Annotated in this window: 12 protein-coding genes, 6 tRNA genes, 3 rRNA genes and 1 other RNA gene; 2 read left to right on the forward strand and 20 right to left on the reverse strand. The window is 51.4% G+C overall.

The annotated features are described in order from the left end of the window. Positions 1 to 226 precede the first annotated feature (226 nt). The 10 genes from rplA to ACL2XJ_RS06660 all read right to left on the reverse strand — a co-directional run bounded on the left by rplA (position 227) and on the right by ACL2XJ_RS06660 (position 4,658). On the reverse strand, positions 227 to 931 hold the full coding sequence (gene rplA, locus ACL2XJ_RS06615; protein ID WP_132924434.1) for a 50S ribosomal protein L1: 705 nt from the start codon (positions 929 to 931) through the stop codon (positions 227 to 229). Positions 932 to 934: 3 nt separating this feature from the next. Further along, on the reverse strand, positions 935 to 1,363 hold the full coding sequence (rplK, locus tag ACL2XJ_RS06620) for a 50S ribosomal protein L11 (protein ID WP_132924433.1): 429 nt from the start codon (positions 1,361 to 1,363) through the stop codon (positions 935 to 937). A gap of 167 nt (positions 1,364 to 1,530) precedes the next feature. Continuing rightward, positions 1,531 to 2,076 (reverse strand): transcription termination/antitermination protein NusG, encoded by a 546-nt coding sequence (nusG, locus tag ACL2XJ_RS06625; RefSeq protein WP_132924431.1) that lies wholly within the window; start codon positions 2,074 to 2,076, stop codon positions 1,531 to 1,533. 1 nt (position 2,077) lies between these two features. Then, the gene (gene secE, locus ACL2XJ_RS06630; protein WP_132924429.1) at positions 2,078 to 2,461 is read right to left on the reverse strand and encodes a preprotein translocase subunit SecE; all 384 of its coding nucleotides are present in this window, start codon (positions 2,459 to 2,461) and stop codon (positions 2,078 to 2,080) included. 265 nt (positions 2,462 to 2,726) lie between these two features. Next, a complete protein-coding gene (gene tuf, locus ACL2XJ_RS06635) occupies positions 2,727 to 3,911 on the reverse strand; it encodes an elongation factor Tu (RefSeq protein WP_132923667.1) in 1,185 nt (394 codons plus the stop codon). Between the two features lie 110 nt (positions 3,912 to 4,021). Beyond that, a tRNA-Thr gene (locus ACL2XJ_RS06640) sits at positions 4,022 to 4,097 on the reverse strand. A gap of 4 nt (positions 4,098 to 4,101) precedes the next feature. Next, positions 4,102 to 4,176 (reverse strand) — tRNA-Gly (locus ACL2XJ_RS06645). 141 nt (positions 4,177 to 4,317) lie between these two features. Next, positions 4,318 to 4,444: non-coding RNA, RtT sRNA (locus ACL2XJ_RS06650), on the reverse strand. A gap of 42 nt (positions 4,445 to 4,486) precedes the next feature. Next, positions 4,487 to 4,571, reverse strand: a tRNA-Tyr gene (locus ACL2XJ_RS06655). Positions 4,572 to 4,582: 11 nt separating this feature from the next. Continuing rightward, positions 4,583 to 4,658, reverse strand: a tRNA-Thr gene (locus tag ACL2XJ_RS06660). A gap of 461 nt (positions 4,659 to 5,119) precedes the next feature. Between ACL2XJ_RS06660 and ACL2XJ_RS06665 the strand changes: the two genes are divergently transcribed. Then, positions 5,120 to 5,668, forward strand: a complete 549-nt coding sequence (locus ACL2XJ_RS06665) for a GNAT family N-acetyltransferase (RefSeq protein WP_132924427.1) — start codon at positions 5,120 to 5,122, stop codon at positions 5,666 to 5,668. Positions 5,669 to 5,864: 196 nt separating this feature from the next. After that, the gene (gene coaA, locus ACL2XJ_RS06670) at positions 5,865 to 6,815 is read left to right on the forward strand and encodes a type I pantothenate kinase (RefSeq protein ID WP_132924425.1); all 951 of its coding nucleotides are present in this window, start codon (positions 5,865 to 5,867) and stop codon (positions 6,813 to 6,815) included. A gap of 133 nt (positions 6,816 to 6,948) precedes the next feature. Here the strand turns inward: coaA and birA are convergent, their stop codons facing one another. From birA to btuB, 10 genes are all read right to left on the reverse strand, one after another. Further along, on the reverse strand, positions 6,949 to 7,908 hold the full coding sequence (gene birA, locus ACL2XJ_RS06675) for a bifunctional biotin--[acetyl-CoA-carboxylase] ligase/biotin operon repressor BirA (RefSeq protein WP_132924424.1): 960 nt from the start codon (positions 7,906 to 7,908) through the stop codon (positions 6,949 to 6,951). Continuing rightward, positions 7,905 to 8,942: a UDP-N-acetylmuramate dehydrogenase gene (gene murB / locus ACL2XJ_RS06680; RefSeq protein ID WP_413726032.1), complete on the reverse strand. Its 1,038-nt coding sequence runs from the start codon at positions 8,940 to 8,942 to the stop codon at positions 7,905 to 7,907. The genes birA and murB overlap by 4 nt, the downstream gene beginning before the upstream one ends. A gap of 151 nt (positions 8,943 to 9,093) precedes the next feature. After that, positions 9,094 to 9,912 (reverse strand): hypothetical protein, encoded by an 819-nt coding sequence (locus ACL2XJ_RS06685; protein ID WP_413726033.1) that lies wholly within the window; start codon positions 9,910 to 9,912, stop codon positions 9,094 to 9,096. A gap of 254 nt (positions 9,913 to 10,166) precedes the next feature. Continuing rightward, positions 10,167 to 10,282, reverse strand: a 5S ribosomal RNA gene (gene rrf, locus ACL2XJ_RS06690). A 124-nt stretch (positions 10,283 to 10,406) separates the two neighbouring features. Beyond that, positions 10,407 to 13,318, reverse strand: a 23S ribosomal RNA gene (locus tag ACL2XJ_RS06695). A 216-nt stretch (positions 13,319 to 13,534) separates the two neighbouring features. Continuing rightward, a tRNA-Ala gene (locus ACL2XJ_RS06700) sits at positions 13,535 to 13,610 on the reverse strand. A gap of 192 nt (positions 13,611 to 13,802) precedes the next feature. Continuing rightward, a tRNA-Ile gene (locus ACL2XJ_RS06705) sits at positions 13,803 to 13,879 on the reverse strand. Between the two features lie 74 nt (positions 13,880 to 13,953). Continuing rightward, positions 13,954 to 15,496 (reverse strand): 16S ribosomal RNA (locus ACL2XJ_RS06710). The 16S, 23S and 5S rRNA genes sit together here with 2 tRNA genes alongside, the layout of an rRNA operon. 353 nt (positions 15,497 to 15,849) lie before the next feature. After that, complete coding sequence (gene murI / locus ACL2XJ_RS06715) at positions 15,850 to 16,725, reverse strand: glutamate racemase (RefSeq protein ID WP_132924418.1); 876 nt, start codon at positions 16,723 to 16,725, stop codon at positions 15,850 to 15,852. Continuing rightward, positions 16,670 to 18,550 (reverse strand): TonB-dependent vitamin B12 receptor BtuB, encoded by a 1,881-nt coding sequence (btuB, locus tag ACL2XJ_RS06720; RefSeq protein ID WP_413726034.1) that lies wholly within the window; start codon positions 18,548 to 18,550, stop codon positions 16,670 to 16,672. The genes murI and btuB overlap by 56 nt, the downstream gene beginning before the upstream one ends. Positions 18,551 to 18,605 lie beyond the last annotated feature (55 nt).

Below are 18,605 nucleotides of genomic sequence, written 5' to 3' on the forward strand. Positions count from 1 at the left end.
CCAGCAAACGAATATGTTATTCAGGCTCTGTCACCGTCTACGCAGGACGATTAAGTGTTTACCCGTCATCTTTAAAGGGTATAAACACACCTGCGGTCTTGGACGGAGGCTTGGATAGGCCAAGCTCCAACCGAAAATTCTTTATTCCATCCTGGCGTAAATCAGCCATTGATGAAACAACGGGCGTTCGATTCTAGACGAATCTTGCGCCCGGGTAAAGAGGCAATTAAGCAGTAACCGTTGCCAAACCGCTTTGATCCACAGCCACGCCAGCACCCATGGTGGTGGAAAGACTGATTTTCTTGATATAAATACCTTTAGCCTGAGTCGGTTTGGCTTTTTTCAGCGCAACCAGCAGGGCTTCCAGGTTTTCTCTCAATTTATCGGTATCAAAGTCAACTTTACCGATAGTGGTGTGGATAATGCCGTTTTTGTCGTTGCGATAACGCACCTGGCCGGCTTTAGCGTTTTTAACCGCTTCAGCGACGTTCGGGGTCACGGTACCCACCTTCGGGTTAGGCATCAGGCCGCGCGGCCCGAGGATCTGGCCTAATTGACCCACAACGCGCATGGCGTCAGGGGAGGCGATAACAACATCAAAGTTGAACTCGCCTTTCTTGATCTGATCGGCCAGGTCGTCCATGCCCACCAGGTCGGCGCCTGCTGCTTTGGCAGCTTCGGCATTGGGGCCCTGGGTAAACACGGCAACGCGAACAGTACGGCCGGTACCGTGCGGCAGCACCGTGGCGCCACGGACGTTCTGATCGGATTTACGCGCGTCGATGCCCAGGTTTACTGCAACATCAATGCTTTCGACAAACTTGGCGGTGGCGAGCTCTTTCAGCAAAGCAACGGCTTCATTGATTTCGTACTGCTTGGTGGAATCAATTTTGTCGCGGATAACACGCATGCGCTTGGTCAGTTTAGCCATTTCTTAATCCTCCACTACCAGGCCCATGGAACGAGCAGTACCTTCGATGGAGCGAGACATCGCTTCCACATCGGCACCCGTCATATCCGCCGCTTTGGTTTCCGCGATTTCGCGGATCTGGGCGTGCGTCACTTTACCGACTTTTTCTTTATTCGGCTTACCAGAACCGGATTTAACGCCAGCGGCTTTCTTCAGCAACACGGCTGCCGGCGGGGTTTTGGTAACGAAGGTGAAAGAACGGTCAGAATAGACGGTGATAACAACCGGAATCGGCAGGCCTTTTTCAACGCCTTCTGTTTTGGCATTGAACGCTTTACAGAATTCCATGATGTTAACGCCCTGCTGGCCCAGTGCCGGACCAACCGGCGGACTCGGGTTAGCCATGCCTGCAGCAACCTGCAGTTTCACATAGGCTTGTACTTTCTTGGCCATTTAAATTTCCTCTAGCGGGTGATAGCGCCGGTCAAGGCTCCCCATTGATAATTTTTTTTCTGTACCGAGGGCAGAAATACCGAGGGTACATAAAAAACGAAAGGCGCGAAATTCTAGTTCAATTCCGCACCTAAGGCAAGTTGTATGTGATTTGCGCCTGGACGTTATCAGCCTTTCTCAACCTGGCCGAAGTCAAGCTCAACCGGTGTGGCGCGACCGAATATCGACACCGAGACTTTCAAGCGGCTTTTTTCGTAATCCACTTCTTCCACCACGCCGTTGAAATCCGCAAACGGGCCGTCATTGACCCGCACCAGCTCACCCGGCTCAAACAAGGTTTTCGGCCGCGGTTTATCACCCACCTGCTGGAGGCGATTCATGATCGCGTCGACTTCTTTGTCGCTGATAGGGGCGGGACGATCCGAGGTGCCGCCGATAAAGCCCATCACGCGCGGCACGCTGCGCACCAGATGCCAACTGGCGTCATTCATGACCATTTGAACCAGTACATAACCCGGGAAGAATTTACGCTCGCTCTTGCGGCGCTGACCGCCGCGAATCTCAACGACTTCTTCCGTCGGCACCATGACTTCGCCAAACAGTTCTTCCATATCATGCAATTTAATATATTCGCGTAGGGATTGCGCCACGCGACCTTCAAAACCGGAAAACGCCTGAACGACGTACCAACGTTTCTTAGGAGCTTCGGACATCTTAGAACCTCAGGCCAGTAATAAACGATACCAGACGGACCAGAATACCATCCAGTCCCCACAGGATCAGTGACATCACGGCAGTCACCGCGGCGACGATTAACGTGGTATGTAACGTTTCCTGGCGGGTCGGCCAAATCACTTTACGTACTTCTGTACGCGCTTCTCGCGCAAACGCAACGGTCGATTTACCTTTCACCGTCATTAAGGCAACACCACCCGCAATAGCGATAATCAGCACGACAGCCAGCGCTCGCAGGGGTAAGCTAAAATCACGATAATAATAATTACCGACGATCGCAACCACCAGTAGTATAGCCACCGCTACCCACTTTAACACTTCCAGGCTGCGCCCGCTTCCTTGAGCTTCGGTATTCGCACTCATAAAAAAACCTGTCACGTAGGATTCATACAAACAACTAAGCCCCGCAGAGGGCGAGGCTACCAAGCGAAGATTGCCCTGGATTAGCAACAAAACTCCGAAGTTTCACGCCGCTGATGAAGAGCCCATCTCACCAATGATTATGACGTAAAATCGCTGATGAGATAGGTTCTCTGTCACAGCGTAGAAAAAAGGCATCAAATGATGCCCTTTTACTGCGCGCTACGTCAAATGTTATTCGATATCTTTCAAGACTTATACGGAAGTCTTAAGCGATAACCTTGGCTACCACGCCGGCGCCAACGGTACGGCCGCCTTCGCGAATAGCGAAACGCAAGCCGTCGTCCATGGCGATAGGGGCAATCAGGTTTACAACCATCTTGATGTTGTCGCCAGGCATCACCATTTCCACGCCTTCCGGCAGTTCGATGGTTCCGGTCACGTCAGTGGTACGGAAGTAGAACTGAGGACGGTAGCCTTTGAAGAACGGCGTATGGCGGCCGCCTTCATCTTTGCTCAGAATATAGACTTCTGATTCGAACTGGGTATGCGGATGGATAGTACCCGGTTTAGCCAGTACCTGGCCGCGTTCAACTTCATCACGTTTGGTACCGCGCAGCAGCACGCCCACGTTTTCACCGGCACGGCCTTCATCCAGCAGTTTACGGAACATTTCAACGCCGGTGCAGGTGGTTTTCACGGTCGGTTTGATGCCGACGATTTCAACTTCTTCACCTACTTTCACCACGCCGCGTTCCACACGACCGGTTACCACGGTGCCGCGGCCGGAGATGGAGAATACGTCTTCGATCGGCAGCAGGAACGGCTTGTCAATGGCGCGAACCGGTTCCGGGATGTAGGTGTCCAGCGCTTCGGCCAGTTCCAGGATCTTGGAGGTCCAGGCTTCGTCGCCTTCCAGCGCTTTCAGGGCGGAACCGCGGATTACCGGCGTGTCGTCGCCCGGGAAATCGTACTGCGACAGCAGTTCGCGTACTTCCATTTCAACCAGTTCCAGCAGCTCTTCGTCATCCACCATGTCGCATTTGTTCATGAAGACGATGATGTAAGGCACGCCAACCTGGCGAGCCAGTAGGATGTGCTCGCGGGTCTGCGGCATCGGGCCGTCGGTTGCCGCTACCACCAGGATCGCGCCGTCCATCTGGGCTGCACCGGTGATCATGTTTTTCACGTAGTCGGCATGCCCGGGGCAGTCAACGTGCGCGTAGTGGCGGGACGGGGTATCGTATTCAACGTGAGAGGTGTTGATGGTGATACCACGGGCCTTTTCTTCCGGCGCGTTGTCGATCTGATCGAAGGCGCGGGCGCTGCCGCCGTAGGCTTTAGCCAATACGGTGGTGATGGCGGCGGTCAGGGTCGTTTTACCATGGTCAACGTGGCCGATAGTACCGACGTTAACGTGTGGTTTTGTACGTTGAAACTTTTCTTTAGACATCGATTGTCCCTCTAAGACACGAATAAATCGGTGGTATCACCACATCAACCAGGCAAACACCTGATAAATTTATTTTCTAACAGAAAGTGAATCAGGAGGGAGACTGAAAGTGGTGCTGATAGGCAGATTCGAACTGCCGACCTCACCCTTACCAAGGGTGCGCTCTACCAACTGAGCTATATCAGCACATTGGAGCGGGCAGTGGGAATCGAACCCACGTCATCAGCTTGGAAGGCTGAGGTAATAGCCATTATACGATGCCCGCAACTTGGAACTCGGCTACCTGATATTCCTGTAGATTGTTGAAAGGTCCAGTGGTTCCGAACCTTGTTGAAGGTTTTCACCTTCCCCCCGGTGCGCAATGTAACTTTGCATCAGGGATTGCCTTGGTTGCCCGCGGCGAATCTGGTGGTGGGGGAAGGATTATTCGTCACTTCGTTCCTCACCCTTCGGGCCGTCGCAAGCGACGTTGTCTCGCGTTGCTCGACTCGAACCTTGTCGAAGGTTCTCAACCTTCCCCCTGGTGCGCAATGTAACTTTGCATCAGGGATTGCCTTGGTTGCCCGCGGCGAATCTGGTGGTGGGGGAAGGATTCGAACCTTCGAAGTCAGTGACGGCAGATTTACAGTCTGCTCCCTTTGGCCGCTCGGGAACCCCACCTGAATTTTTTTTGGTGCCGGCAGAAGGAGTCGAACCCTCGACCTACTGATTACAAGTCAGTTGCTCTACCAACTGAGCTATGCCGGCATTAAGTGCAGCGCATTCTAGGTAGAGCCGACGACCTATGCAACAAAAAAATTGCGTAAATCGAATTTTCGCTCAGAAAATGCCCAAATCTGTAAAAGGATTCACAAAGTTGGTTGGTTTTCAGTCCCGAAGACAAAACGCCAAGGAGTTTTAAGACAATTTTATGACGGCTTTTGCCATGGCCACCGGACCCTTAGGCATGATATCCAAAGCCGTACGGTGCCGAGGTCGTTAACATATCCCCTGAAGGTACAATTGTCAAAAGCGTGATCGCCATCACTGCACTAAAAAGGTAAACCTGCCCCTTAAAGGCGCATCTTACTCGTCGGCCATGTGATGAGTATTTGTCCGGGGAAAAAATCCAGATGCTAATCAATCAGATCGGTGAAAATGGTTTTATCAAAATATTGGCATGACTATTGCGTGAATATACCTGTTATCAGCGACAAGAGGATGACATCATGAAAATAGTGCAACTCAATGCGTCTACACTTCCCGTTTACCGCAGCGAACTCGCCGGTTTACTGATGGATGCAGTCCTCCATGGCGCCTCGGTGGGATATAAACATCCCCTGGCTCAGGAAGACGCGGAAAATCATATTCGCGAACTGACCCCCGCAATCGCAAAGAATGAGTTATTGCTTTGGATTGCTCGTGATGAACGGGGCATTGTCGGTAGTATTCAATTAGCGCTTTGCCAAAAACCCAATGGACAAAATCGCTCGGAAATACAAAAATTATTAGTCCATAGCGAAGGCCGTCGGCAGGGTATCGGGAAATCACTGATTACCGCCCTGGAACGCACCGCCTATGGACTACAGCGTGGTTTGCTTTATTTGGATACGCAGGCTGGTTCACCGGCGGAAGCATTTTATCGCGCCATGGGATATCGTAGTTTGGGAGAAATACCTGATTATGCCTGTACTCCCGACGGCTATTACCACCCTACCGTCATTTATTATAAGCGCCTGTTTGCGGCCAATCAGCAAATTCGAGCCCTCGCCAGCTAAAGCATAACTAGACCGCAAAGCCTGATATTTTTTCCATTCCGGCCTTTGCGGTTGCCTGCCGCTTTCACAATTCAATACTCTAAGCAGAAAAAACACTCTACGATGCTAATGAAGCTGTCTATACTATGCAGCTTGTTTTCGTCCCGGGTGGGCTCGGCTGCCCCGGTTGGACCTGCTTAACAGGCTGGCTAAGCTTATGATAAATCGTGATCAATCACTTACCACCCCCTATCTCCAGTTCAATCGGAAGCAATGGGCCGCGTTGCGGGATACCGTGCCCTTAACGTTAACTGAAGAAGAGATTATCAAGCTCAAGGGAATAAATGAGGATCTCTCACTGGATGAAGTGACGGAAATTTATCTTCCCCTTTCGCGTTTACTGAATTTTTATATCAGTTCAAACCTGCGGCGCCAGGCAGTCTTGGAACAGTTTCTTGGCACCAACGGCCAGCATATTCCGTATGTCATAGGTATTGCCGGCAGCGTGGCTGTAGGCAAAAGCACTACTGCACGCGTACTTCAGGCGTTACTGAGCCGTTGGCCGGAACACCGTTCAGTGGAACTGGTTACCACCGATGGCTTTCTTTTTCCCAATCGCGTTCTAAAAGAACGGGATATAATGAAAAAGAAAGGATTTCCTCAATCCTATGATATGCGCAGCCTGGTCAACTTTGTTTCCGAGGTAAAATCAGGTGCTAAGGAAGTCAGCGCGCCAGTCTACTCCCATTTGATCTATGATATTATCCCGGAAGACAGGAAAGTCATCTCGCAACCCGATATCCTTATTCTGGAAGGACTAAATGTGCTGCAAAGCGGCATGGATTACCAGCATGCCTCACACCATGTGTTCGTATCCGATTTTGTCGATTTCTCGTTGTATGTAGATGCGCCGGAAAAACTATTAAAGAGCTGGTATATCAACCGCTTTCTTAAATTCCGTCAAGGTGCTTTTTCAAATCCGGATTCCTATTTCCATAATTATGCAAAACTGTCGGAGGAAGAAGCCGTACACATTGCAACGCAAATATGGACGGAGATCAACGGACTGAATTTGAAGGAAAATATTCTCCCTACCCGTGAGCGCGCCAGTCTAATCCTGACCAAAAGCGCCAATCATGCGGTAGAGAATATTCTTTTGAGAAAATAATTTCTCCAATAGTTCAGCACTGTCCGGCCTGAGTATAAGTCTCAGGTCGGGTTTTGAGAGTCATAAAGCGTATTTTTTATTTATTACAATAGCGTTAGCATTCTGTACTGCCAGGCAAGTTGAAATCTTATATTTAAAGCCCGCGCAATGAGATCTCCCCCCCCAAATAAGCTTTGACTGTATTATCCTGCTCCAGCAACAAGGCCCCTTGCATGTCGATACCATGGGCAATTCCCTTTATTTCACGATCGCCGATCAGGAGTTTCACTGGCCGGTTGTAATAGTTATCCAGCACCTGCCAGCGTTGATGAAAGGCAGCAAATCCGTCACGCTCAAATACCGGCATTGCCTGCCTTAATTCTTTGATCAAACTTGCGGCCAAGTCATTGCGATCAATTTTAATACCGGCTTCCTGCAGGTTAATCCATCCCTGGTCGATTACAGCATTTACCGGTTCGCGCATGGATAAATTAATACCCGCGCCAATAACCACATGGGCCGCATCACCTGCTTTACCGCTTATCTCTACGAGTATTCCGGCCAGCTTGCGATCGTGCAGATATAAATCGTTTGGCCATTTTACCCGCACATCCTGTGCGCCGAGGCGCTGGAGTACTTCCGCCATGATTATGCCGATGACCAGGCTTAAACCGATGGCGGCGGCAGGCCCTTGTTCGAGGCGCCAGTATAGCGACAGGTAAAGATTGGCGCCGAACGGGGAGAACCAGTGCCGACCTCGACGCCCTCGTCCTTGTCCCTGATACTCGGCGACACATGCATCTCCGGAGCTGAGTGTTGCAATCCTGTCCATTAAATATTGATTGGTGGAATCAATAACGGGCAATACCGCAACCCGCCCTTCGGGCAGATGGGAAAGTATTATCTTCTCGTCAAGCAACTGCAATGGCCCATGCAAACGATATCCTTTGCCGGGAACGGTAAAAACATCCACCCCCCATTCGCGCAGAGTCTGTATATGCTTGTTGATAGCCGCCCGGCTCATCCCCAGGGTTTCCCCGAATTGCTCGCCGGAATGGAAATCGCCGTCCGCAAGCAGACTCACCAATTTCAAGGGAACAGTAATGTCTTTCATGACAGTACCTCTACCGCATCCACTTCGCCCTGTGCGGCAATAAACCTTACCTCGGGTTCGAGCAAAACCTTGAATTTTTCTGCTACCTGCCGCCGTACATGCCTGGCCAGAACCGCAATATCCCCGCCGGTAGCCTGGCCCCTGTTAATGAGTACCAAGGCTTGTTTTTCATGCACCGCCGCAGCCCCATATCGGAAACCTTTCATAGCACATTGATCGATGAGCCAGCCCGCGGCGAGCTTCACTTCCCCTGAGGACTGGGGATAATGGGGAGCATCGGGATACTTGCGCAGCAGATTTCGGGCAGCATCGGCACTGACCAACGGATTTTTAAAAAAACTGCCGGCATTACCCACTATGGCGGGATCGGGTAGTTTCGCCCGTCGCATGGCGCACACCGTATCGAATATCTCGCGCGGCGTCACGCGTTCACTGTCCAGACAGGTCAACTCGCCATAAGTAAGCACCGGATGCCAGCTTTTGCTGAGAATAAAGCCAACCGCTACAATAGCGTAGCCGTCGCGATAATCACGTTTGAATATGCTGTCCCGATAGCCAAAGCAGCATTCGGCGGCAGAGAGACGTTTTTTAACGCCGCTGTTGAGCTCGAGCAGATCGACATATTCGCAGACACTCTCCACTTCGACGCCATAAGCGCCGATATTCTGAATCGGCGCCGATCCCGTACGCCCGGGAATCATCGCCAGATTTTCCAGCCCGGCCATGCCGCGATCCAGCGTAAACGATACCAGCCCATGCCAGTCTTCGCCTGCCCCCGCGTGGATATGCCAGAACTTTTCATCCTCAGTGACGTTGATTCCCATGATACGGTTAAGCAGCAGCATTCCGGCGAAATCCTCCAGGAACAAAACGTTGCTTCCCCCCCCGAGCAACAGAAAGGGCAACGATTTTTCCTGGGCTTCCTGCCAACGCGCCAGCAGATCCATCTCAGAACCGGCTGCCACAATTTCTCTCGCGGTAGCGTCTATGCCAAAGGTATTCAGGTGTTTTACCGGCACCGCGTGCGTCATCATTGTTTAACCCATATCAATCATTCATGCTTTTATTCTACCCGATTCCTCCCGCCTCGGGTGAGAGACATTTATCCTGACCCCGCTCAATGGGTATGAAAAGGCAAGGCCAATAGCAAGCCGAACCGCGCAATCCTTAGCTTTACCAGAGCCGCTATGCCTCGGTGGAATTATCTTTATTAATATACAGTTGCCAATTTTTATTAATGTCTATCAATGCTGATTCAAAAGCAACAGGGCTTTTCAAACCATTATCGGTACAATAGGCGTCAACCATGACGTTAATTTCACGGTTAATTCTTTCAATATTTTTTTGATCTTTTGTCGCAATGGGATTATTTTTTTGCAATATACTTAGCACACTGTTCAACAAAGGATTGGCCCCTGCGCCTTTAGGAAAATAGAGGCCTTCTTTTTCGTTGCATGCCACTCCCCAGTCATAGGCGGTTTGTCCCATGGTTTTCAGATATTCTCTGGGAAGGGACGATTCGTTTTCGCCAAGCACTTCTGGCTTATTTTGAAAATAATATATTCCGAACGAGGCTTTTACGTCTCGATACATTGCCGCGAATATTGCGTCAATAAGTTGATTTTTATATGTGTCGTCTGTTATTTCTTTTTGAAAATTTTCCTTCAATTTTGCAAGCTGTTCCTCCATATCATTTTCAAATTGTTCGTGAGCATCCAAAATCGATTTACATGATTGCAAAACAATTCCGTCATCTTCTGACTGGAGCGAAGCGCCGCTGCGGCGTTTGTCGCTTCGCACTAATTTTATAGATGAAATCAGGTGCTTTATGGATCTTGCATAGCATGTTTTGGCATGCGTCAGATAGGCGATGGCATTATTCTTTACGGAGATACATTTTTCAAATATCCTTTTGTAACCTTCCGCCGGCTTTTTAGCCTCTGTTTTTTCTGACTGACTAATACCCATTTTAGTTGATGAGCTTACATTTTTAATTATGTTCATAATTAACCTAGCCTCGTTAGAGAGTTATTTGCGCATTTATATAAACAGAAACTAAACTAATGGCGATTGCAAATATCGTCTATTTGATACTTCTTTGAAGAAGATAGGCAGGCTAAATCAACTTTATAAATAATATATCATTTTTGGTAAGGATTTCTTTTATTTATCTTTGCGAGATTAAGTGAGATGAACTGCCTGGTTTAGCAAGCAGAAAAAAGCCCTCTGTTTTCACAGAGGGCTTCGTTCAATTGGATGCCTGGCAGTTCCCTACTCTCGCATGGGGAGACCCCACACTACCATCGGCGCTACGGCGTTTCACTACTGAGTTCGGCATGGGGTCAGGTGGGACCACCGCGCTAGTGCCGCCAGGCAAATTCGTTATCCAACCGTCATCTTTTACTGATGACCATTGGCCTTTATCCGGAACTTCGCTGAAAATTCTCTCATCGCCCTTGCGGACAACGCTCTCACAGCCCAAACACCTTAGGTGTTGTAAGGTTAAGTCTCACGGGTCATTAGTATCGGTTAGCTCAACGCATCGCTGCGCTTACACACCCGACCTATCAACGTCATCGTCTTTAACGTCCCTTCAGGCGGCTTAAAGCCACAGGGAAGACTCATCTCGAGGCAAGTTTCCCGCTTAGATGCTTTCAGCGGTTATCTCTTCCGCACGTAGCTACCGGGCAATGCCATTGGCATGACAACCCGAACACCAGTGGTGCGTCCACTCCGGTCCTCTCGTACTAGGAGCAGCCCCTCTCAATCTTCCAACGCCCACGGCAGATAGGGACCGAACTGTCTCACGACGTTCTAAACCCAGCTCGCGTACCACTTTAAATGGCGAACAGCCATACCCTTGGGACCTACTTCAGCCCCAGGATGTGATGAGCCGACATCGAGGTGCCAAACACCGCCGTCGATATGAACTCTTGGGCGGTATCAGCCTGTTATCCCCGGAGTACCTTTTATCCGTTGAGCGATGGCCCTTCCATTCAGAACCACCGGATCACTAAGACCTGCTTTCGCACCTGCTCGAGCCGTCACTCTCGCAGTCAAGCTAGCTTATGCCTTTGCACTAACCTCACGATGTCCGACCGTGATTAGCTAACCTTCGTGCTCCTCCGTTACTCTTTAGGAGGAGACCGCCCCAGTCAAACTACCCACCAGACACTGTCCTCGACCCGGATTACGGGCCGGAGTTAGAACATCAAACATTAAAGGGTGGTATTTCAAGGTTGGCTCCATAAGGACTGGCGTCCCTACTTCAAAGCCTCCCACCTATCCTACACATCAAGGCTCAATGTTCAGTGTCAAGCTATAGTAAAGGTTCACGGGGTCTTTCCGTCTTGCCGCGGGTACACTGCATCTTCACAGCGAGTTCAATTTCACTGAGTCTCGGGTGGAGACAGCCTGGCCATCATTACGCCATTCGTGCAGGTCGGAACTTACCCGACAAGGAATTTCGCTACCTTAGGACCGTTATAGTTACGGCCGCCGTTTACCGGGGCTTCGATCAAGAGCTTCTCCTTACGGATAACCCCATCAATTAACCTTCCGGCACCGGGCAGGCGTCACACCGTATACGTCCACTTTCGTGTTTGCACAGTGCTGTGTTTTTAATAAACAGTTGCAGCCAGCTGGTATCTGCGACTGGCTTCGGCTCGGGAAGCAAGTTCCTCCACCTAATGCCAGCGTGCCTTCTCCCGAAGTTACGGCACCATTTTGCCTAGTTCCTTCACCCGAGTTCTCTCAAGCGCCTCGGTATTCTCTACCTGACCACCTGTGTCGGTTTGGGGTACGATTCGATGTGACCTGGTGCTTAGAGGCTTTTCCTGGAAGCGTAGCATCAACCCCTTCACCACCGTAGTGGCTCGTCATCACGCCTCAGTGTTACAAGAGAACGGATTTTCCTGTCCTCTCCACCTGCACGCTTGAACCGGGACAACCGTCGCCCGGCCGGTCTAGCTTTCTCCGTCCCCCCTTCGCAGTCACACCCAGTACAGGAATATTAACCTGTTTCCCATCGACTACGCCTTTCGGCCTCGCCTTAGGGGTCGACTCACCCTGCTCCGATTAACGTTGAACAGGAACCCTTGGTCTTCCGGCGAGCGGGCTTTTCACCCGCTTTATCGTTACTTATGTCAGCATTCGCACTTCTGATACCTCCAGCAACCCTCACAGGCCACCTTCTCAGGCTTACAGAACGCTCCCCTACCCAACAATACCCGAAGGTATCGCTGCCGCGGCTTCGGTGCATGGTTTAGCCCCGTTACATCTTCCGCGCAGGCCGACTCGACCAGTGAGCTATTACGCTTTCTTTAAATGATGGCTGCTTCTAAGCCAACATCCTGGCTGTCTATGCCTTCCCACATCGTTTCCCACTTAACCATGACTTTGGGACCTTAGCCGGCGGTCTGGGTTGTTTCCCTCTTCACGACGGACGTTAGCACCCGCCGTGTGTCTCCCGTGATAACATTCTTCGGTATTCGCAGTTTGCATCGGGTTGGTAATCCGGGGTGGACCCCTAGCCGAAACAGTGCTCTACCCCCGAAGATGAATTCACGAGGCGCTACCTAAATAGCTTTCGGGGAGAACCAGCTATCTCCCGGTTTGATTGGCCTTTCACCCCCAGCCACAAGTCATCCGCTAATTTTTCAACATTAGTCGGTTCGGTCCTCCAGTTAGTGTTACCCAACCTTCAACCTGCCCATGGCTAGATCACCGGGTTTCGGGTCTATACCCTGCAACTACACGCCCAGTTAAGACTCGGTTTCCCTACGGCTCCCCTATTCGGTTAACCTTGCTACAGAATATAAGTCGCTGACCCATTATACAAAAGGTACGCAGTCACCCCGATTTCTCAAGGCTCCCACTGCTTGTACGTACACGGTTTCAGGTTCTGTTTCACTCCCCTCGCCGGGGTTCTTTTCGCCTTTCCCTCACGGTACTGGTTCACTATCGGTCAGTCAGGAGTATTTAGCCTTGGAGGATGGTCCCCCCATCTTCAGACAGGATATCACGTGTCCCGCCCTACTCATCGAACCCACAACTCCTGCACCTTCGGATACGGGGCTATCACCCTCTGTCGCCGGACTTTCCAGACCGTTCTCCTGATGCAAAAGCTGATGGTGGTTCTGGGCTGTTCCCCGTTCGCTCGCCGCTACTGGGGGAATCTCGGTTGATTTCTTTTCCTCGGGGTACTGAGATGTTTCAGTTCCCCCGGTTCGCCTCATTGCGCTATGGATTCACGCAATGATAGTGCAACGAATTGCACTGGGTTTCCCCATTCGGACATCGCCGGCTAATAACGCTTCATATCAGCTTACCGACGCTTTTCGCAGATTAGCACGTCCTTCATCGCCTCTGACTGCCTAGGCATCCACCGTGTACGCTTAGTCACTTAACCTCACAACCCTAAGATGTCTTAGGTTTGCTTGCTTTGAGAGACTCGCATACTGATTTTGCTCAGCATGTTTTTTCAAATTTTCAGCTTGTTCCGGATTGTTAAAGAGCAGTATTTCGCAGCATACTCAACACGCGTTCACCCGCAGGTGCCGCCATATCAGTGTGCTCTGAAATAATTAAAGAAAAACCAGACAATCTCTCATTTCGCGGCGCGAAATGGTGGAGCTAAGCGGGATCGAACCGCTGACCCCCTGCGTGCAAAGCAGGTGCTCTCCCAGCTGAGCTATAGCCCCAAGTCGTTTCTAACCTTTTAGTATCGTATCAATTCTTTTTCACGCGAATATCGCTGTGCATCAATGAAGAATACAAAGCAACGTCGTTAAAAAGGAAAGCAACACGATAGCCCATTCGTTTCCAGGCAAGGCGTGGGGTCACGAAGTTTATAATAATAAACGAGTGGCGCCGCAACGCAGCATGGGAAGGAATGGTAGGCCTGAGTGGACTCGAACCACCGACCTCACCCTTATCAGGGGTGCGCTCTAACCACCTGAGCTACAAGCCTATAGAAGGTTTTTCTTGCTCAATACTGTTATCAGACAATCTGTGTGGACACGTCACTCGACGCGCATCTTTCGGTAAGGAGGTGATCCAACCGCAGGTTCCCCTACGGTTACCTTGTTACGACTTCACCCCAGTCATGAATCACAAAGTGGTAAGCGCCCTCCCGAAGGTTAAGCTACCTACTTCTTTTGCAACCCACTCCCATGGTGTGACGGGCGGTGTGTACAAGGCCCGGGAACGTATTCACCGTGGCATTCTGATCCACGATTACTAGCGATTCCGACTTCATGGAGTCGAGTTGCAGACTCCAATCCGGACTACGACGCACTTTGTGAGGTCCGCTTACCCTCGCGAGTTCGCTTCTCTTTGTATGCGCCATTGTAGCACGTGTGTAGCCCTACTCGTAAGGGCCATGATGACTTGACGTCATCCCCACCTTCCTCCGGTTTGTCACCGGCAGTCTCCTTTGAGTTCCCGACATTACTCGCTGGCAACAAAGGATAAGGGTTGCGCTCGTTGCGGGACTTAACCCAACATTTCACAACACGAGCTGACGACAGCCATGCAGCACCTGTCTCAGAGCTCCCGAAGGCACAACCTCATCTCTGAAGTCTTCTCTGGATGTCAAGAGTAGGTAAGGTTCTTCGCGTTGCATCGAATTAAACCACATGCTCCACCGCTTGTGCGGGCCCCCGTCAATTCATTTGAGTTTTAACCTTGCGGCCGTACTCCCCAGGCGGTCGATTTAACGCGTTAGCTCCGAAAGCCACGGCTCAAGGCCACAACCTTCAAATCGACATCGTTTACAGCGTGGACTACCAGGGTATCTAATCCTGTTTGCTCCCCACGCTTTCGTACCTGAGCGTCAGTCTTCGTCCAGGGGGCCGCCTTCGCCACCGGTATTCCTCCAGATCTCTACGCATTTCACCGCTACACCTGGAATTCTACCCCCCTCTACGAGACTCTAGCCTGCCAGTTTCAAATGCAGTTCCCGAGTTAAGCTCGGGGATTTCACATCTGACTTAACAAACCGCCTGCGTACGCTTTACGCCCAGTAATTCCGATTAACGCTCGCACCCTCCGTATTACCGCGGCTGCTGGCACGGAGTTAGCCGGTGCTTCTTCTGCGGGTAACGTCAATGATTGAATCTATTCAATCCAACCCCTTCCTCCCCGCTGAAAGTGCTTTACAACCCGAAGGCCTTCTTCACACACGCGGCATGGCTGCATCAGGCTTGCGCCCATTGTGCAATATTCCCCACTGCTGCCTCCCGTAGGAGTCTGGACCGTGTCTCAGTTCCAGTGTGGCTGGTCATCCTCTCAGACCAGCTAGGGATCGTCGCCTAGGTGAGCCGTTACCCCACCTACTAGCTAATCCCATCTGGGTTCATCCGATGGTGTGAGGCCCTAAGGTCCCCCACTTTGGTCTTGCGACGTTATGCGGTATTAGCTACCGTTTCCAGTAGTTATCCCCCTCCATCGGGCAGATCCCCAGACATTACTCACCCGTCCGCCGCTCGCCGGCAAAGTAGCAAGCTACTTTCCGCTGCCGCTCGACTTGCATGTGTTAGGCCTGCCGCCAGCGTTCAATCTGAGCCATGATCAAACTCTTCAATTAAAAGCTTGATGCTCAAAGAATCTACTGTTTCATTCATTACTGAATTAACTGGTAAACACTCTAAGACTTGTATTGTTGTGTTTCGATACGGTCTTGTGAGTGCCCACACAGATTGTCTGATAAATTGTTAAAGAGCATGGCCGGGGAGGTCTAAATCTCACCTGGCGCGGGTTGCGTATATTACGTTTTCCCGCTGAAGAGTCAAGCTTTTATTTGTTTTAACAAAGCGCTTTTCCCTTCCCGACCCGGTCCGTCGCAGCGGTTAATCCCGGTCAGTGGAGGCGCATTATAGGGACTTCCCGAGGCGTGGCAAGCGCTTATTGCAGATTTTTCGCTGACAGGCTAATTCTTACTCAAGACGGCGTCGTCATAGACAATTTTTCCAGTGAAAAGAAGCCATAACGCTGCAAAACCGGCAACAATTCCATCGATTGCGGCGTCATGGTTAAACAATAGGCTTTATTTTCACTCGTAGAGCCGGTACCGGTTATTTCATGTGCGATAAGCCAGGCCGCGCGTTTCGCAATCGCGGAACCTGAATCCACCAGCCGGGTGCCGTCAGGCAACACCGCTTTGAGCTCCTCCGCCAACAAGGGGAAATGGGTACAGCCCAGCACCACCGTATCGGGCGGCTCGACTAGCCGCAGCCAGGGCCGCAGAATTTTTTGCAAAACGGGGAGCGCAATGGTTTCACCATGCAGTTTGGCTTCTGCCAATTCAACCAGTTCGGCTGAACCCAAGGTGATGATATGGCAGTCGGCGGCAAACTTGGCGATCAAATCATGGGTATAGGTACGGTGTACCGTGGCGCGGGTAGCCAATAAGCCGACGATGCCATTGCGAGTAAGTTTGGCGGCAGGCTTGATCGCAGGCACCACGCCGACGATCGGGCAGGCAAAACGCTCCCGTAAAGCGGGTAAGGAGATAGTGCTGGCGGTATTACAGGCCACAATCACCATATCCAGCGCGTGCAATTGCTGAACAGCTGCGACGATATTGACCACTCGCTCGACAATAAAGTCTTCCGGCTTTTCGCCATAGGGGAACTCTTCATTATCGAAAACATAGATATAATGCGGATCCGGCAGTAACTCCCGCACTTCATCATAAATGGATAAACCACCCACCCCTGAATCAAAAATCAGGATGGTGGGTCGTTTTGTCTTGCTACCGTCAGAAGGAATAGGTTCCCGTGAGATAAAATTCTCGTCCTGCGGTCTGGTAGCCATAAGCTGTCTCATACTCTTTATCAAACAGATTGGCTATTCTACCACGAACCGTCAGGTGTGGCGTTAACGGATAAGAAGCGGCAATGTCCCATAAACTGACGCCCCCCATCTTCACCACCTGTTCAGTGTTATAATCCGTGTCATAACGCTGGCCGAGGTAATGGTAGTTAAGAGACCAGTCAATGGACGCCACTTGCCAATCCAACTGGTATTTTATCTGCTGCTTGGCCCGGCGGGCCAGGATCTGGTCCGTGGTGGCGTCTCGGGGATCGAGATATTCCAGGGTTAATTGATGCCGGAGCGGGCCGGTATCTACCGAGGCGGTCCATTCCACCCCTTTGATACGGGCTTTGCCGATATTGTAGTAGCGTTCATCCGCCGTATCGTAATCGATGAGATTATCAATATCGTTACGATAAGCCGAAATACGCCAGTCCACCGGACCTGTCAGTCCTTCAACGCCGCCTTCCCATTGTTTGCTCTCTTCGGGATCCAGGTTGGCGTTACCGCCATAAGCGCCGTAGAGCTGGCCCAGGTTCGGCGCCTTGTACGCGGTGCCGTAAGAGCCGATCAGGCGGTAGCCTTCGATAAACTCCCAGGCGGCGCTGCTTTGCCAGGTGCCGTGCCAGCCAAATTGTGAATTGTCATCTCCCCGCACCGCGCCTTCCAATGTCACCGGTCCGAAAAGCTGCTGCGTCGTGGCATAGATGCCTGTGTTGTGCTGCTCGTAGCCATCGGTGAGGTAGTCGGTACCGGGTTCGGTTGTCTGTTTCTGCCAATCCACCCCGGCGCTGACCAGACCGTGAGTGACGTGGAGGGTATTGCCCCATTGCAGGTTGTATTGATCGGAATCGTCCAGGGTAGCGGAAGCCGAATAGGGTCCGTATTTGGGATCGTAGTTATAGTCCTTGGTATGGCTATAGCTGTATGAGAGCTGGGAGGCGTATATACCTTCCTGAAAACGCAGGCCGGTATCATAGGTGCGGCTATATAACTGGCGGGTATCGAGCAGCGCATCTTCATGCGCCGGGTCGGTATAGGCATAGGTGCCGTCATAAGCGGTACGATTGTCGTAGCCATACACCCGCGCGAAACCGCTGAACTGTTGATTGAACGTATGATCCAACGACGCGAACAGGGTCTTGCTCATGAATCCGTCCCGGTCGGGCTGCGCCGGATCGCCATAAGGGTCGGGCAAATTGGCCTGCACATCGAATCCGCGGGTATAGGTGTAATTTCCCGCCACCGTGGCCACGGTATTATCCCCCAGCCGCTGCTGAGTGGACCCATCGTAACTTTGGTAACCCTTTGAACCCATGCCGGCGCTCAGGGTGGTTCCGGGTTTTTCGCGGGTGGTGATTATATTGACCACCCCGCCGATGGCGTCCGAGCCGTAGACGGCGGAGCGCGGACCGCGGATAAATTCGATGCGCTGAACCAGAGAGATGGGAATTTGGCTAAGATCGGATGAGCCGGAAATCCCAGCCTGATTCAAACGCACGCCATCGATGAGCACCAGGGCGTGACTGGAATTGGTGCCGCGAATGAACAGAGAGCTTTGCTGTCCCAGTCCGCCGTATTGCGCGATATCCACGCCCGGTAAACGGCTTAAGGCTTCAGCTACCGATTTGATTTGGCCACGGTCGATATCCTCGCGGGTCACGACGCTGGTGGGCGCAAGCACTGATGAAACCGGCTGTGGAAAACGATTTGCCGAAACAATAAGTGTGTCATTACTGCCGTTTGGAGCGTTGTTATCCTGCGCCCACCCGGAGAATGTCGTAACGGACAATGCCGCCAGAACGGTATTTTTGATAGTCAACATTGACGTAGCATCCAATAGATAAAATAGGATGCCGCAGGTTCCGTGTTTGATAGCA

The organism is Sodalis sp. RH16, assembly GCF_047324245.1.
In the GTDB taxonomy this organism is placed as follows: domain Bacteria; phylum Pseudomonadota; class Gammaproteobacteria; order Enterobacterales; family Enterobacteriaceae; genus Acerihabitans; species Acerihabitans ligni.

What these genes read in the sequence shown, in the direction of transcription:
- rplA (WP_132924434.1), bottom strand. Translation starts at nt 931, where the DNA reads ATGGCTAAACTGACCAAGCGCATGCGTGTTATCCGCGACAAAATTGAT.
- rplK (WP_132924433.1), bottom strand. Translation starts at nt 1,363, where the DNA reads ATGGCCAAGAAAGTACAAGCCTATGTGAAACTGCAGGTTGCTGCAGGC.
- nusG (WP_132924431.1), bottom strand. Translation starts at nt 2,076, where the DNA reads ATGTCCGAAGCTCCTAAGAAACGTTGGTACGTCGTTCAGGCGTTTTCC.
- secE (WP_132924429.1), bottom strand. Translation starts at nt 2,461, where the DNA reads ATGAGTGCGAATACCGAAGCTCAAGGAAGCGGGCGCAGCCTGGAAGTG.
- tuf (WP_132923667.1), bottom strand. Translation starts at nt 3,911, where the DNA reads ATGTCTAAAGAAAAGTTTCAACGTACAAAACCACACGTTAACGTCGGT.
- ACL2XJ_RS06665 (WP_132924427.1), top strand. Translation starts at nt 5,120, where the DNA reads ATGAAAATAGTGCAACTCAATGCGTCTACACTTCCCGTTTACCGCAGC.
- coaA (WP_132924425.1), top strand. Translation starts at nt 5,865, where the DNA reads ATGATAAATCGTGATCAATCACTTACCACCCCCTATCTCCAGTTCAAT.
- birA (WP_132924424.1), bottom strand. Translation starts at nt 7,908, where the DNA reads ATGAAAGACATTACTGTTCCCTTGAAATTGGTGAGTCTGCTTGCGGAC.
- murB (WP_413726032.1), bottom strand. Translation starts at nt 8,942, where the DNA reads ATGATGACGCACGCGGTGCCGGTAAAACACCTGAATACCTTTGGCATA.
- ACL2XJ_RS06685 (WP_413726033.1), bottom strand. Translation starts at nt 9,912, where the DNA reads ATGAACATAATTAAAAATGTAAGCTCATCAACTAAAATGGGTATTAGT.
- murI (WP_132924418.1), bottom strand. Translation starts at nt 16,725, where the DNA reads ATGGCTACCAGACCGCAGGACGAGAATTTTATCTCACGGGAACCTATT.
- btuB (WP_413726034.1), bottom strand. Translation starts at nt 18,550, where the DNA reads ATGTTGACTATCAAAAATACCGTTCTGGCGGCATTGTCCGTTACGACA.